The organism is Gemmatirosa kalamazoonensis (assembly GCF_000522985.1).
Taxonomy (GTDB): Bacteria; Gemmatimonadota; Gemmatimonadetes; order Gemmatimonadales; family Gemmatimonadaceae; genus Gemmatirosa; species Gemmatirosa kalamazoonensis.
In genome coordinates this window covers 339,959-355,172 of record NZ_CP007130.1, presented here as the reverse complement: position 1 = coordinate 355,172, position 15,214 = coordinate 339,959, and the positions used below count along the sequence as shown (strand labels likewise).

Annotated in this window: 11 protein-coding genes; 3 read left to right on the top strand and 8 right to left on the bottom strand. The window is 71.7% G+C overall.

Annotated elements, in window-relative coordinates:
* Window positions 1-284 precede the first annotated feature (284 nt).
* From J421_RS29310 to J421_RS29295, 4 genes are all read right to left on the bottom strand, one after another.
* The gene (locus tag J421_RS29310) at window positions 285-1,880 is read right to left on the bottom strand and encodes a M61 family metallopeptidase (RefSeq protein WP_025414688.1); all 1,596 of its coding nucleotides are present in this window, start codon (window positions 1,878-1,880) and stop codon (window positions 285-287) included.
* Window positions 1,877-3,136 (bottom strand): SGNH/GDSL hydrolase family protein, encoded by a 1,260-nt coding sequence (locus J421_RS29305; protein ID WP_025414687.1) that lies wholly within the window; start codon window positions 3,134-3,136, stop codon window positions 1,877-1,879. Before J421_RS29305 ends, J421_RS29310 begins: the two co-directional genes overlap by 4 nt.
* Window positions 3,137-3,283: 147 nt before the next feature.
* Complete coding sequence (locus tag J421_RS29300) at window positions 3,284-3,592, bottom strand: DUF4242 domain-containing protein (RefSeq protein ID WP_025414686.1); 309 nt, start codon at window positions 3,590-3,592, stop codon at window positions 3,284-3,286.
* A gap of 32 nt (window positions 3,593-3,624) precedes the next feature.
* On the bottom strand, window positions 3,625-4,224 hold the full coding sequence (locus J421_RS29295; protein WP_025414685.1) for a hypothetical protein: 600 nt from the start codon (window positions 4,222-4,224) through the stop codon (window positions 3,625-3,627).
* Window positions 4,225-4,333: 109 nt separating this feature from the next.
* On the opposite strand from J421_RS29295, the gene J421_RS29290 reads away from it, so the two are divergent.
* The gene (locus J421_RS29290; protein ID WP_025414684.1) at window positions 4,334-6,457 is read left to right on the top strand and encodes a tetratricopeptide repeat protein; all 2,124 of its coding nucleotides are present in this window, start codon (window positions 4,334-4,336) and stop codon (window positions 6,455-6,457) included.
* A gap of 63 nt (window positions 6,458-6,520) precedes the next feature.
* The gene (locus J421_RS29285) at window positions 6,521-6,808 is read left to right on the top strand and encodes a hypothetical protein (RefSeq protein WP_025414683.1); all 288 of its coding nucleotides are present in this window, start codon (window positions 6,521-6,523) and stop codon (window positions 6,806-6,808) included.
* A gap of 17 nt (window positions 6,809-6,825) precedes the next feature.
* Here the strand turns inward: J421_RS29285 and J421_RS29280 are convergent, their stop codons facing one another.
* Both J421_RS29280 and J421_RS29275 read right to left on the bottom strand, forming a co-directional pair.
* Window positions 6,826-7,221 carry a hypothetical protein gene (locus tag J421_RS29280; RefSeq protein ID WP_025414682.1) on the bottom strand — a complete coding sequence of 132 codons (396 nt, stop codon included), beginning with the start codon at window positions 7,219-7,221 and terminating at the stop codon, window positions 6,826-6,828.
* Between the two features lie 124 nt (window positions 7,222-7,345).
* Window positions 7,346-8,059 (bottom strand): peptidylprolyl isomerase, encoded by a 714-nt coding sequence (locus tag J421_RS29275; RefSeq protein WP_236646395.1) that lies wholly within the window; start codon window positions 8,057-8,059, stop codon window positions 7,346-7,348.
* A 173-nt stretch (window positions 8,060-8,232) separates the two neighbouring features.
* On the opposite strand from J421_RS29275, the gene J421_RS29270 reads away from it, so the two are divergent.
* Window positions 8,233-10,296: a beta-L-arabinofuranosidase domain-containing protein gene (locus tag J421_RS29270; RefSeq protein WP_104023603.1), complete on the top strand. Its 2,064-nt coding sequence runs from the start codon at window positions 8,233-8,235 to the stop codon at window positions 10,294-10,296.
* 192 nt (window positions 10,297-10,488) lie between these two features.
* Here the strand turns inward: J421_RS29270 and J421_RS29265 are convergent, their stop codons facing one another.
* Together J421_RS29265 and J421_RS29260 are read right to left on the bottom strand one after the other, a co-directional pair.
* A complete protein-coding gene (locus tag J421_RS29265; RefSeq protein ID WP_025414679.1) occupies window positions 10,489-11,997 on the bottom strand; it encodes a SusD/RagB family nutrient-binding outer membrane lipoprotein in 1,509 nt (502 codons plus the stop codon).
* Window positions 11,994-15,146: a SusC/RagA family TonB-linked outer membrane protein gene (locus J421_RS29260; RefSeq protein WP_025414678.1), complete on the bottom strand. Its 3,153-nt coding sequence runs from the start codon at window positions 15,144-15,146 to the stop codon at window positions 11,994-11,996. Before J421_RS29260 ends, J421_RS29265 begins: the two co-directional genes overlap by 4 nt.
* Window positions 15,147-15,214 lie beyond the last annotated feature (68 nt).

The window sequence follows — 15,214 nt, the reverse complement described above, 5'->3', positions numbered from 1 at the left end:
GCCGGCGAAGAGCCCGCCGAGCCCGATGAGCGCGCACGCGCCGTACGGAACGACGTGGCGAGCCGCATCGTGCGTCCGTTCTGCCGTCGGCGGGAGCTCGATCGCGGTCACGAGGCGGCAGCGTGGGGAGGTGAGGCGGCGCGGAGTCGACAGCGCGGCCACGCGGCGGGGCGACCGTCTGCCTTTCGGACGCAGGCGGGCCCATCATAGTGCGCGCGCCGTGCCGCGGGAAGAGCGCGACGTCACACGCTCGCGCCGCGTGCGGCCGCTCCCATCGTGCGCGCTCAGCGTCGGCCGGAGGGCGCGAGCAGCGCGGCGAGGTGCGCGCGCTGCGCGGCGGTCGCGGCCGGATTCACCTCCAGCGTCCACGCCCTCGCGGGATCGTCGTTAGGCGCGAACCGCAGGCCGAACCAGTCGAGCATCTCCGCGTAGTCCACCTCTTCCGTGCTGGCGACGAGCGTGTGCAGCAGTGGCGCGAGGTCGAAGCCCACCGCGTCCGACGCGGTGCGCGCGAAGTCCTCGGCGGTGTAGCCGCGAGATCCCGACCAGCGGTCGTACTCGAGGCGGATGACGTCGTCCATGCTCCGGCGGCCGTCGGTGCGCTTGCGGATGTGCGCGTCGAGCACGAGGCCGACGACGGGGCCCTTCACGTAGTAGTCGACGCGCTGGTTCGGCGGGATCCGCTCGAACATCCGCGCCGACGCCTGCTCGAGCGTCTGCACGAGGCGCCCCGGGCTGCTCTGCAGGTCGCGGATGTGGCGCGAGGTGAGCGCGAGCCAGTCGTGCGTGTCGCCGAGCCCGGAGCGCGCCGCGAGCAGGTCGCCGAAGTACGACGTGAGCCCCTCGGCCACCCACAGCCCCGTCGTCGTCGGCGTGTGCTCGTAGTCGAACGGGCCGAGCTCCACGGGACGCAGCCGCTTCACGTTCATCGCGTGGAAGTACTCGTGGCTGAGGAAGCTCGCCTCGCGGAAGCGCGCCTCGGCCGTCTGCGGCTCCCTGCCGTTCGTGTTGATCGCGACGGAGTTGAGGTGCTCGACGCCCGAGCCGGGGCCCGCGCCGACGATGTTGAGAAACACGTAGTCGTGCAGCGGCAGCGTGCCGCCCCAGAACCGGCGGTGCTCCTCGAGCAGCGGTCGCAGCCACGCGATCGCGCTCGCCGCGCTCCACTCCGCGTCGCCGAGGTACGCCCAGCGGTGCCGCACGCCGCCGACCGTGACCGCGGCGGACGACATGTGCGTGCCGGCGAGGATCGGCGAGTCGGCCAGCACGTCGTAGTCCGGCGCGACGAAATCGTTAGGCGCCCCGCCCGGCGCCGCGGCGAGCGACGTGGCCGCGGGCCTCCATCCGGCGGGGAGCACGAGGCGCACCTCGGCGGGGCGGCTCGTCTCGCCGGCGAGCCCCACGTACGTCGCGGGCCCGACGACGACGAGCGACGTGTCGGTGGCGCCGTTGGAGAGGTTGCTTCCGCGCGGTGCGCTCACGGTGTAGGTGACCGTGACCGCGGGCCGGCCGCCGGTCTGCACGACCCAGTGGCCGCCGTCCGGGTGCCTGACGCCGAGTGGCGCGCCGTCGGCGGCGCGCGCGGTGAACGCGGTGACACGGTCGCCGTACGACATGAGCGTGTACATGCCGGGCGACCAGATCGGCATGTACAGGACGACCGAGTCGCGGCCGTCGGTCGGCACGACCACGTCGACGTCGAACGTCCTCGTCGACGGCGCGGGAACGCGGATCGTGTAGACGAGCGGCGCGGGCGCCCGCGGCGCGTGCGCCCGCGGCGCACCCGCAGGCGGCGCGCTCGCGCACGACGCCACGAGCGTGAGCATGAACGCGACCGGGCCGAGGCGGCGGCACAGGTAGCCGAGCGTCGTGGGGCTCACGGACGCCGCCGCCGGAACAGCGCGAGGTCGATCGCCTCGCCCATCGCGCGGTAGCCGGCGTCGCTCGGATGCAGGTGGTCGCCGGAGTCGTACGCGGGCAGGAACGCGCCCGGGTGCGCCGGGTCGCGCGTGACGGCGTCGAAGTCGATCACGCCGTCGTACGCGCCGCCGTGACGGATCCACTCGTTGATCGCCTGCCGCTTCGCCTCGCGCTCCGCGGCGCGCGTGTCGGCCGCCGGCCGCGTGAACGGCGTGAGGGTCGCGCCGTAGATGACGACCCCGCGGTCGTGCGCGCGCTCGGCGAGCTGACGGTGCGCGTCGATGAGCTGCTGCGCGGTCGCCGAGTCGATCGCGTCGCGGGAGATGTCGTTGATCCCCTCGAGGACGATGACGTGCGTCACGCCCGGCTGCATCAGCACGTCGCGGTCGAAGCGCGACACGAGGCTCGGGCCGGCGCCGAACGTGAGCACACGGTTGCCGGAGATGCCCGCGTTCACGACGGCCCGCGGCGGCTCGCCCGCGGCCGTCAGCAGCCGCCGCGCGAGCACGTCGGGCCACCGCCGGTTCGAGTCGGTCGTCGCCGCGTAGCCGTCGGTGATCGAGTTGCCCACGGCCACGATGGTGCCGACCGCGCGCGGGTTCGTGACCTCGACGCCGGCGAGGAAGATCCACTGGCGCAGCGTCGTGTCGGCCGGGAACGTCGCGGCGGCCGCGCGATCGCCGTCGCGCGACACGTACGTCGTCTGCACGGCGAGCGGATGGCGCGTGTTCGTGCGCGCCGAATCCGGCAGATACAGGCTCACCGCGAGATCGCCGAGCGTCGGCACGGGGAACGACACGCCATCGCTGACGACGACGGTACCCGCGCGGACGATCGTGTTAGGCCTGCCGCCGAACGTGAGCACGCGGTCCGAGGTCGCGTCGATCGTCGAGCCGCTCGTGCGCAGCGCGACGTGAGCGGAGCCGATCGTGATCGGCCGGTCGCCGTACTCGTTGGAGATCCGGATGCGCACGTGATCGCCGCCGATCGTCGTGTGCACGATCTGCCGCAGCGTGGCGTTCGCGTACGTCGGTACCGGGTCGCGCGCGTCCGCGGCGGGACGCGCCGCCACCGGGCTCTGGCTCGGCGCCCACGTGGGCAGCCAGGCCGGCACGGGAGCGGCGGACGCGGCCCGCGACGGCGTGCGCGCGCACGAGGCGGCGATCGTGCTCAGGGCCAGGACGAGAGCGACGCGCGCGGGAGTGGACTTCGGCATGTCGTCGAGAGGGCGGAAGCTGAGTGGCGAAGCCGGACGCCATCACCTTACGCCGTGCGCGCGGCGCCGCAACCGACACGGCGTGCTCGGCGAAGTGTCGACGATCCGACGCCTCGCCGAGCGGCCGTGGACGATGGTGCGCGTCGGCTATCGGTCGCGCGCCGTCGCCGCGGCGATCGTGTCCGTCTCGGCGGTCGTCGGATCGATGACCGTCGCGATCTCCAGCACGCGATCCGCCGGAAAGCCGCCGAGCCGTGCGTGCGCGCGCACGAGGTCGATGTTCGTCGCGATGTACACGCACGTGATCTTGTCCTCGGTCACGTAGCTCTGCACCCACTGGATGCTCGGGCCGAGCTCGCGCAGCACGGCGCACGAGCGGGCGGCGATGCCCTGCAGGTCGTAGCCGGTGAGCGCGGCCGCGTTCGGGATCTCGCGCTCGATGAGGTACTTGGGCATGGGAGTGCTCCGGTGCGAGAGGGTGGGGTGCGTCAGTGCGCCGCCATGGCGCTCGCGCCGGCGCTCGCGTGCTCGCACGACACGCGCGGGTTCCAGTCGGCGAAGATGCCGCTCGGGTTGTCGCGCCACGCCCACACGTGCAGGGCCCACAGCCCGAAGCCGTTCAGCGTGAACTCGCGCCCGAACAGCTTCGGCTTGCCGGGGCCGGCCCACGCCGCCTGCGGGATGACGTACTCCACGCCGACGAGCGCGAGCTCGCCCTGCGCCCCCGGCTCGTAGAGCAGCGCTTCCGGCGTCGCGACGTCGACCGTGCCGTCGAGGAGCCCCGTGTTGACGTAGTGGTAGCCCATCGCGCCGCGGCTCGGGGCGCTGCCGTCGGTCATGCACGTGTTCATGAACAGGTACGTGTACGACGCCTTCCGGGCGGCGTCGAAGCGGTGAAAGCGCGTCGTCGCGGCGCGCAGCGTCGCCACGTCGCGCTCGACGGTCGCCGCGGGACTCTTGCTCGCGAGGTCGCCGACGCTCAGCATCTGGTCGGGACGCGTGGGCGTGGTCGGCTCGCCGCGGCAGCCGGCCAGCTGCGCCAGCGTGAGAAGTCCGGCGAGCGGGAACAGCAGGGCAGTGCGTGTCATGAGGGCCTCGCGCAATGAAGGTTGAGTGGAACTGCGCGGGCACGATGCGCGGGCCCGATTTACCGCCATGCGTCCCGGGGATTAGCCACGGATTAGCGGAGGCCGCACGGTGATCTCGGTCCACCTGCTCGGCGGCGCGCGTCTGCGCTCGGGCGACGCGCCCGTCGGCGGGCCGCCGGCGCAGCGCCATCGCATCGCGCTCCTGACGCTCGTCGTCGCCGCGTGGCCGCGCGCGCTCGCCCGCGACCGCGCGATGGCCCTGCTGTGGCCCGAGCGCGACCTCGCGAGCGCGCGGCGCCTGCTCAACCTCGCGGTGCACGTGCTCCGCGCGACGCTCGGCGAGGGCACGATCGTGACCGCGCACGACGGGCTCCTGCTCGATCCGACGGCGCTCGACTGCGACCTGCACGCGCTGCGCACCGCGATCGCCGCCGGGGCGCACGACGAGGTGCTGCGGCTCTACGCCGGTCCGCTGCTCGACGGGTTCCATCTGCCCGAGTCGGCGGAGTTCGACTTCTGGCTCGACACGCGACGCGCCGAGCTGGCGCACGCTTACGTGGACGCGCTGCGCGCGATCGCGGAGCGGCAGGGACGCGAGGGCGACGTGCACGGCCGCGCGGCCACGCTCCGGCGACTCGCCGCCGCCGAGCCGCACTCCGCCGCGCACGCGCTCGCGCTCATGGAGGCGCTGGACGCGGCGGGCGACCGCGCGGGCGCGATCGCGCACGCGGGCGCGCACGCGCGTCGCCTGCGCGAGGATCTCGATCTCGATCCTGACCACGCGGTGACCGCGCTGGCCGACCGGCTGCGCCGCGCTCCGGCGACACGCGCGACGACGGCGCACGCCGCGCGCGACGGCCGCGTCCCCTCGGTCGCGGTGCTGCCGTTCCTCGCGCTGAGCGCGGAGCCGGAGCACGAGCGCTTCGCCGACGGGTTCACCGAGGACGTGATCGCGCAGCTCTCGAAGATCCGCGCGCTGGACGTGATCGCGCGGGCCTCCGTGGCGCCGTTCAAGACGCGGCCGGCGAGCCTGAAGTCGCTCGCCGCCACGCTCGGCGCGACGACGCTGCTCGACGGCACCGTTAGGCACGCCGGCGACCGCGTGCGCATCGTCGCCAAGCTCGTCGACGCGCGCACCGAGCAGCACCTGTGGGCCGAGACGTACGATCGCGACGTGACGGACGTCTTCGCGATCCAGACGGACGTCGCGCTGCACATCGCCGCCGCGCTGAAGGCGGAGCTCTCGCGCGACGAGCAGGCGCGCGTGCGCCGCGAGCCGACGCGGGACATGCACGCGCACTCCCTGTTCCTTCGCGGACGCCAGTGGTTCACGGAGTACACGCCGGACGCGCTCGCGCGCGCGATCGAGTGCTTCGACCGGGCGTTCGCGCGCGACCCGACGTTCGCGCTCGCGTGCGCGAGCCTGGCGACGGCGTGCACCGAGCTGGTGGAGCACGGCGCGGTCGCGCCCGACGTCGCGTATCGACGTGCCGCCGCGGCGGCGGAGGCGGCGCTGCGGCTCGACCCGGAGCTGGGCCCGGCGCACTGCGCCATGGCATACCTGAAGATGGTGCGCGACTTCGACTGGCCTGGCGCGGAGCACGACTTCCGCCGCGCGCTGGAGCTCGGCCCGGGCCACGCGGACGCGCACGAGCTGTACGGGCGCCTGTGCGCCGCGCTCGAGCGGTACGACGAGGCGCTCGCGCTGCTCCAGCGCGCCCAGACGCTGGATCCGCTCGCGCACCGCGCGGACGTGGCGACGCTGCTGCTCCGCGCCGGGCGCTACGAGGAGGCGGTGCGCCACGCGGAGAACGCGGTGGAGCTGGACCCCGCGCACGATCGCGCGCGCGCGACGCTCGGATGGGCGTACTTCCTCGGCGGCCGCCGGGACGAGGGACTCGCCGAGCTGCGGCAGGCCGTCGCGCTCGCACCCGGCAACACGCTGTGGCTGGGTCAGCTCGGCGCGGCGCAGGGGATGAACGGCGACGCGGCCGCGGCGGAGGCGATCGTGGGCGAGCTGCAGGCGCGCGCGCGGACCGCGTACGTGTCCCCCTATCACGTCGCCTACGTCCACTCGGGCCTCGGCGACGCCGGCCGCGCGATGGACTGGCTGGAGCGCGCGGTGGCGGAGCGCGCCGGCGGCGTCTACGGCATCCGGGGGTCGTTCCTGTTCGCCTCGCTGCGCGGCGAGCCGCGGTTCGAGGCGCTACTGCGGCGCATGAACCTCGCCTAGTGGCACGACCGGCGCGTATACGGGTACGTCGGTGCGACCACTCGGCGGCCCGCGGAGGAGAGCGTGACGGACGACATCTACTTCCACGTCTACGTGCGGTGCCGCCCCCGGGCGTTCCGGGAGCGCGACCTGCGCGCGTTCATCGAGGAGATGCACGCGTGCGCGAGCGACCTGCGCGCCGAGCTGCTCGACGCCTGCCGATGCCGCGGCCAGCACGGGGACGACGCCGAGGCCGAAGCGGCCGCCTGCATCGAGGCGTGCGTCCCGGTGTGGCGCGCGCAGCTGCGCCGGGCGTGCTGGGTGCTGCGCCTACCGGTCCCCGAGGTCTGGGTCGCGGGCCACCGGATCTGACGCCGGCCGAGCCCGCGTCAGCGGGTCGAGCGGGCTCGCAGCTCGCCCGACGCATCGCCGAGCCACCAGCGGCCCCCCGAGACGCGGGCGCTGGCGGCATCGCTCTCCTGGTGGAGCACGAGCGTCAGCGCGCCCGACGGCGTCTCGCCCTGGAGGACGAGATCCGACTCGAGGATGTCGACCTGCATCGGGATGTCGGCGCGCGAGCCGGCGAGCCGGTACGAGGCGACCAGCACGCCGGCCGAGTCGGCGACGGTGACCTGCGCCGGCATGTCCAGCCCGCGGACGGGGACGAAGCGGAAGCTCGCGATCGGACGAACCACGGGGTCGACGTGCGCGGTCGCGGCATGAGCAACGGTGGGGCCGAGCACCGCCGCGGCGACGGCGAAGAGAATCGAATGCGTACGAGACATGAGAGCTCCAGGGAGAGGTACGGACGGGCGACGACACACACCCGTCCTCTCTGGAGCTACTCGGACCGGGCTCGCCGGTCCAAGACCTCTTTGGTCACGTGCGATACCCGCGGGGTATCGTCGGCTACCGTGGTGCGCCGACGGTGCTCACGGTGACGCGACGGATGCGGTCGAGCAGCGGGAACTCGCGGTCCATGTACGCGTTCCCGCCCGTCTCGAGCGGACCCTGACGCCCCTGGCGCACGCCCGACCCGGAGCGCTCGCCGTACCCCGAGTACAGGCTGTCCAGCACCGCCATCCCGTCGACCACTCGGCCGAGGATGGTGAACGGCTCCGCGTCGCTGCGCGTGTTGTCGGCGAGGTTGATGTAGATCTGCGTGTCACGCGTGTTCGGGTTCGCCGCGCCCTTCATCGCGAACGCGAACGTGCCGCGCTTGTTGTCGGAGCGCGGCGGGTCGTCCGGCAGGTACCGGTTCTTCCACGCCGCGTTCACCGCCGGGTCGCCGTGCAGGCCGAACTGCACGATGTAGTTCTTGTTCACGCGGTGAAAGCGCGTGTCGTCGTAGTAGCCGAGGCGCGCGAGGTTGTACAACCGGTCGGCGCCGATCGGACCCCAGTCGCGGATCAGCTCGAGCACGAACACGCCCTTCGTCGTCTCGAAGCGGAGGTGCGACACGGGCGGCGCCGGCTTTCGCCACTCGGCGTTGCCCGGGTCGAGCAGCAGCGCCTTGCGGTCCATGCCGGCGGCGACCGACGGCCGATGCGTGCACGCGACGAGCGCGACCAGCGCGACCAGCGGGATCGAAGCATTGCGACGGAACGACGTCCGTGCGCGCACGTTGCACTCCATCTGCTCGCGTCCCCTCGGCTGGTCGTTCGATGGCGGCGTGCCCTGGCGGAAGAGCGTATACGGTATACGATATTCGTCAAACCTCGGAGGATCGCCAACCCATGACCATGGACCGTCGTCGATTCGTGGGCACGCTCGCCGGTGCGGGGCTCGCGCCCCTCATGCCCGTCGCGCCGCTCACGCCGCTCACGCCGCTCGCGCGCGGCGGGACGGCCGACAGCGTCGGCAGCGTCGACGGCGTGAGCAGCGTTCGACACCCGCCCACGACCACGCGCAACCGCCACTACCCGAGCAACCGCGCGCCGCTCCTCCCCGAGCGCTTCGTCAAGCTCCCCGTCGGCAGCGTCACGCCGCGCGGGTGGCTGCGGCGCCAGCTCGAGCTCCAACGCGACGGCCTCACCGGCCACCTCGGCGAGATCAGCATCTGGCTCTCGAAGCAAGACAACGCGTGGCTGAGCAAGGACGGCAAGGGGAAGCACGGCTGGGAGGAGCTCCCCTACTGGCTCAAGGGCTACGCGAACATCGGCTACGTGCTGAACGACGCCGCGATGATCCGCGAGGCGACGTTCTGGCTCGACGCGGTCCTCGAGAACCAGCGCGCGAGCGGCGACTTCGGGCCCGACGTCTACAAGGGGCAGGGCAGACGCACGCCGTCGCGCGACCTGTGGACGAACATGCCGATGCTGTTCTGCCTGCAGTCGTATCACGAGCGCTCGAACGACCCGCGCGTGCTCGCGCTCATGCAGCGCTACTTCGCGTGGCAGCGCACGATCCCCGACGAGCAGTTCCTGAAGGACTACTGGGAGAACAGCCGCGGCGGCGACAACCTGTACAGCGTCCACTGGCTGTACAACCGCACGGGCGACGCATCGCTGCTCGAGCTGGCGGAGAAGATTCACCGCAACACCGCCGACTGGCGGCAGAAGGGCAAGCTCCCGAACTGGCACAACGTCAACATCGCGCAGTCGTTCCGCGAGCCGGCCACGTGGTGGCTGCAGAGCCACGACCAGCGCGACGTGAACGCGACGTACGACGACTTCGACCTCGTGCGCGAGCTGTACGGCCAGGTGCCCGGCGGGATGTTCGGCGCCGACGAGAACGCGCGCCCCGGCTACGACGACCCGCGCCAGGCGATCGAGACGTGCGGCATGGTGGAGCAGATGACGTCGAACGCGCTGCTCCTGCGCTTCACGGGCGACGCGCGATGGGCCGAGCACACGGAGGACGTCGCGTTCAACATGTTCCCCGCCGCGTTCACCGCCGACTACCGCGCGCTGCGCTACCTCACCGCCCCCAACATGGTGGTGAGCGACGGCCGCGATCACCACCCGGGGATCGACAACGACGGTCCGTTCCTGATGATGAACCCGTTCAGCAGCCGCTGCTGTCAGCACAACCACTCGGCCGGCTGGGTGTACTTCGCCGAGCACAGTTGGACGGCGACGCCGGACGACGGGCTCGCCGCGCAGCTCTACGGCGAGAACGAGGTGCGCGCGCGCGTCGGCGACGGCGTCGACGTGCGGCTCGTGTCAAACACGCGCTATCCGTTCGAGGAGCAGGTGCGCCTGACGGTGCACGCGCCGCGCGCGGTCGCGTTTCCGCTCTATCTTCGCGTGCCGCGCTGGTGCCGGGCGGCGGCGCTCCACATCAACGGCGAGCGCGTCTCGGCCGCCGCGCGGCCGGGCGAGTACCTGCGCGTCGCGCGGCGCTGGCGCGACGGCGACCGCCTGACGCTCGACCTGCCGATGGAGCTCGCGGTGCGCGAGTGGCGGAAGAACAAGAACAGCGTGAGCGTCGACTACGGCCCGCTCACGTTCTCGCTCGCGATCGCCGAGCGGTACGAGCGGCGCAGCAGCACCGAGACGGCGCAGCACGACGCGCGCTGGCAGGAGGGCGCCGACGCGAGCCAGTGGCCCGCGTTCGAGATCCAGCCGGCATCGCCGTGGAACTACGCGCTCGCGCTCGACGACGCGGACCCGCGCCGATCGTTCACCGTCGTGCGCAAGCCGTGGCCGGCCGACGACAACCCGTTCGCCGGCGGCCACGCGCCGATCGAGCTACGCGCCGCGGCGCGGCCGTTGCCCGAGTGGGGCCTCGACGAGCACGGGCTCTGCGCGGTGCTGCCACAGAGCCCCGTGTCGTCGGCGCAGCCGGTGGAGCGGGTGACGCTCGTGCCGATGGGGAGCGCACGGCTGCGCGTGTCGGCGTTTCCGCGGCTCGCGTGAACCAGTCGACGACGGTCGGCAGGTTTCAGGTGCTCCGCGAGTACTCTGGGGATCCAAATGCGAAAGAAAGGATCTCGAGATCCTCACCATCGCCGTTGGATCCCCAGAGTACTCGCCTGTCATCTCGCCCCCTGATGTTCTCTTCGGCGCTCCGCGTCCTCTGCGGTCAACTGAACGGCCTGTCGTCGCCGCTCACGGCGTGTCCCACCACACGCGGCCGAGCAGCCCGACGTTCCCCTGGCGCGCCATCGCCGCCTGCAGGTTCGTGTTGTTGAACGACTGCTCCGAGCTCGGATACAGGCTGCGGCGCGCGACCTCGCGCGGGCTCGTGATCGCGCCCGGGCCGGCCTTCAGCGCCGGTACGCCGGTCCGCCGCCACTCGCTGTACGCCTCGCTCCCCTCGTTGTAGAGCGCGATCCACCGCTGCAGCGCGATCTGGCTCATCGCCTTGGCCGGGTCGTACGCGACGCGCGGTGTCGCGAGGTACGCCGCGATCGTCGCGTCGGGGATGCCGTAGTACTGCATCGACGCGGTGATCGCCGCGCGGTACAGCGCCGCCGGGTCGCCCGGGATCCAGCCCCGCAGCGCCGCCTCCGCCTCGTCGAACAGCACCTCGTCGTAGCGCATGAGGATCGACGGCGAGGTGCGCGCGCGGAGCGTGGCGCCGACCCGCGACGTGTTCGTGAGCGGGATGGCGTTCGCGTCCTCCTCCACGAGCCCGTTAGGCATGCCGACCCACCGCGCCTTCGCGGGGCTCGACTGGATCGGGTCGGCGTAGATCGCGAGCCGCGGGTCGAACGTCGTGTCGCCGGCCGCCGAGATCGAGATGTACAGCCCCTTGAGCGTGTTGATCAGCGTCTCGCTCACGTGCTGATCGTCGCGCGTGCGGAACGTCGTGAAGTACGGGCTGTCGTTCGTGCCGTCGCCGGGCCACTTGAGCAGCGCGTTGTCGGCGTTCGACGTCATGACGCCGGCGCTCACGGCGGCGGCGACCTGCGTCGCCGCGGTGGACGGGTCGACCTTCGACAGGCGCAGCCCGTACCGCAGGCGCAGCGAGTTCGCGAGCTTCTTCCACTTCGCCATGTCGCCGCCGTAGATCAGATCGGCGGTGCCGTACGACGCCGTGGCGCTGGTGGTGGTGCCCGTGGTGCCGGCGATGTCGGCCGCCTGCTTCAGGTCCGCGAACAGCCCCGTGTAGATCTGCTTCTGCGTGTCGTACTCCGGCGGGGCCGACACGTCGCCGGTGTTCGCCTTCGCGTACGGGATGTCGCCCCAGATGTCCGTCATGATGCCGTACGTCCAGCTCTTCATGACGAGCGCCGGCGCGACGATGTTCGGCTTGTCCGCGGCCGTGTTCTGCTGGAGGATCGTCGCCAGATCCTGGAGGCCGCCGGAGTAGAAGCCCGACCAGTACCCGGTGATGTTGTCGACGCGCAGCGCGTAGTGGTCCTCGTCGGTGAAGCGGTCCATCGCGATCTGCTGCGACCACAGCTCGAGGAAGGTCAGGTCCATGCTGCCGCCGCGCGCCCGGCTCACGACGTCCGTCACCGCGCTCGGGAAGAGGAGCTGTGGCGTGACCTTGGTGGGGGCGTTCGGGTTGTCGTTGATGTTCGTGATGTCGCGATTGTCGCACGCGACGAGCGTGCACGCGGCGGCGAGCGCGCACGCCGCCGCGAGGATCCCGAGAGTTGAGCGGCTCATGGCGTCACCTTGAACGCGAACCCGACGCTGCGCGCGGTCGGGAAGTTGGCGAATTCGATGCCCTGCACGTTGCTCGCGTCGAACGCGGTCTCCGGGTCGATGTCCGGCGCGTTCGTCCACAGGTGGAGGTTGCGGCCGACGACCGCGACGTTCAGCGCGGACACGCGCAGCCGCCGCGTGTAGCGCGCCGGCACGTCGTAGCCCAGGCGCGCCTCGCGCAGCTTCACGAACGAGCCGGTGACCATGTTCGGCTCGTGGAGCTGGAACAGCGCGTTGAAGTACGCCTGCGACGTCGTCTTCGTCGTGTTCGGCGTGCCGTCGGCGTTCACGCCCTCGATGAGGATCGCGCCGCCGTCGGTCAGCGTCTCGCCGTTCTCGCGCCCCCACAGCGACGACTTCAGCACGCCCGACATGTTGCCGAACATCTTCGTCGTGCTGAACAGCCGGCCGCCCTGCTTCGTGTCGACGAGGAACGAGAAGTCGAGGCCCTTGTAGCGGAAGTGGTTCTGGACGCCGCCGACCCAGTTCGGCGAGTAGTGGCCCATCACCACCTTCTGCTGGTCGATCTGCGGCAGGCCGTTCGCGAGGACGAGGCGGCCCTGCGTGTCGCGGAGGTACGGGTTGCCGTAGAACGTGCCGTACAGCTCCCCGAGCCGCGCCTCGACCGACATGCCCCAGTAGGTGCCTAACACCACGGTCTGGAGCCCGGGGTACAGGCTCGTCACGCGGCTGCGGTTTGCGGCGAAGTTCACCGTCACGTCCCAGGTCAGGCCGTTCGCGTTGCGCAGCGGCGTGAGGCCGGCCTGCACCTCGAGCCCCTTGTTCGTGATCGTGCCGGCGTTCACCGTGGCGCTCGTGTAGCCGATCGTCGGGCTGATCTGCGCCGGGATGATCTGGTCCGTCGTCGCCTTGCTGTAGTACGTCGCGTCGAGCGACACGCGGTCGTCGACGAACCGCAGCTCGGCCCCGCCCTCGAACGAGCGCGTGTGCTCCGGCTTGAGGTTCGCGTTCGCGATGTTGTTCGGCACCGAGTAGCGCGCCACGCTGCCGAACGGCGTGCCCGCCGAGTACGCGACCTGGAGCTGATACGGGTCGGCGTCGGACCCGACCTGCGCCCAGCTCGCGCGCAGCTTCCCGTACGAGAGCAGGCCGCCGAGCCGCGTCGCCGGCAGCGCGTCGGTGAACACGAAGCTCCCCGACGCCGACGGGTAGAAGTACCCGTTGGTCCCCGCCGGCAGCGTCGACGACCAGTCGTTGCGTCCGGTGACGTCGACGAACAGGTAGTCGTTCCACGAGAGCTGCGCCTGCCCGTAGACGCTGTTCACGCGCCGCTGCGACGTGTTGTTCGACACCTGCGGCGTGACGGCCGAGTTGGCGATGTTGAACGTGCCCGGCACGACGAGGTGCGGCGTGCCGATGTTCGCGCCCTTCGACAGGTTGCTGCGCAGGTTGCCGCCGACGCTCGCGCGGAGCCCGAGGCGACCCTTCGAGCCGTTGTCCGCGGTGAGCAGCAGGTCGCTGTTCGTCTCGCGGAGGTAGGCGTTCTGCTCGAAGAACGCGCCGCCCGAGTAGTCGACGGCGATGTTGCCGTCGGCGAACTGCTGCCAGCGCCACTGGCGGTACCAGTCCGTGCCGGTGCGCGCGAGGCCGGTGAGCCACTTCGCGAACTTGTACTGCACCTGCCCGGAGCCGATCACGCGGTCGCGCGTGTCGTCGTTCGGGTCGGCGTAGATGTCCCAGTACGGGTTGTTCGTCGTCGTGCGGTTCGGCGCGATCTGGCTGCCGTCGGGCGCCATGTAGTTCTGCATGTGCGGGAGGTCGCGCTGGCGGCCGCCCCAGATCATGAGGTTGTAGATCGCGCTGTTCCCGTCGTACCCGGTGCCGGTGCGGTTGTGGCCGCGGTCCTGGACGTACGAGACCATCGCGCGCGTGCTGAGCTTCGGCGTGATGGTGGCGCCGCCGTTCACCGAGGTGTTGAGCCGACGGATCGTGTTCGTCGGGAACATCGACTTCATGTCGAGGTCCGTCACGGCGAGGCGCACGTCCGCGCGGTCGCTCGCGCCGGACACCTCGGCGGACGTCGTGGACGTCCGGCCGGTCTGGAAGAAGTCGCGCACGTTGTTCGGCGCGGGCACCCACGGCGCGGGCTGGCCGTTGCTCCACCACTGGGTGATGAGGCGGCCGTCCATCTTCGGCCCCCAGCTGCGGTTCACGTTGTCGGCGACGCCGCCGCCGCGGCCGTCCTTGTACGAGAACAGGCCGCCCGAGCCCTGCCCGTAGACGTCCTGGAACTCGGGGAGGCGCAGCGGATTCTCGAACGTGAGGTTCTGCGTCAGGGTGACGCCGAGCCCGCGGCTGCCGCGCCCGTTCTTCGTCGTGATGACGATCGCGCCGTTCGCGGCGCGCGAGCCGTACAGCGCCGCGGCGTTCGCGCCCTTCAGGACGCTCACCGACTCGACGTCGTCGGGGTTGATGTCGGCGGCGGTGTTGCCGTAGTCGAGCCCCCCGAAGCCGGTGTTGCGTGGCGCGGAGTTGTCGACCGGCACGCCGTCGATGACGAACAGCGGCTGGTTGTTGCCGGTGATCGAGTTCTCGCCGCGGATGACGATGCGCGCCGAGCCGCCGGGCGGGCCGGCGTTCGTGACCTCGACGCCGGCGACCTTGCCGGAGAGCGCGTTGACGACGTTCGGGTCCTTCGCGGTCGAGAGCTCTTCCGGCGCGACGCTCTGCTGCGCGACGCCTAACGATCGCTTGTCGCGCTCGATGCCGAGGGCGGTGACGACGAGCCCCTCGAGCTGCGTGGGCGTGGTGACGAGCGTGAAGTCCTGCGTGATGCGGGTGCCGGCGGTGAGCGTGACGGTCACCGGGGTGGCGCGGTAGCCGATGCGGCGCGCGGCGAGCACGGCGCGCTGGCCGGTCGCCTGGGCGGCGGGGACGGTGAACGCGTAGCGGCCGTCGGCCTGGGACGTCCCGCCGAGCTGCGTGCCCTCGATGTACACCGTCGCGCCGGGCAGGGCGGCGCCGGCGTCGCTGAGGACGCGTCCGCTGATCGCGACGCCTGGCTGGGCGTGCAGCGCGTGCGCGCAGAGCGCGGCCGGGAGTAGAGCCGACAGGCCCGCGCGGAGCGGCCGGCGGCGGCGGGTGAGCATCGAGGGACCTCCCTGGGGGTTGGTATATTGCATCCAATATCCGACACGCACGCCGCGCGTCAATGCAT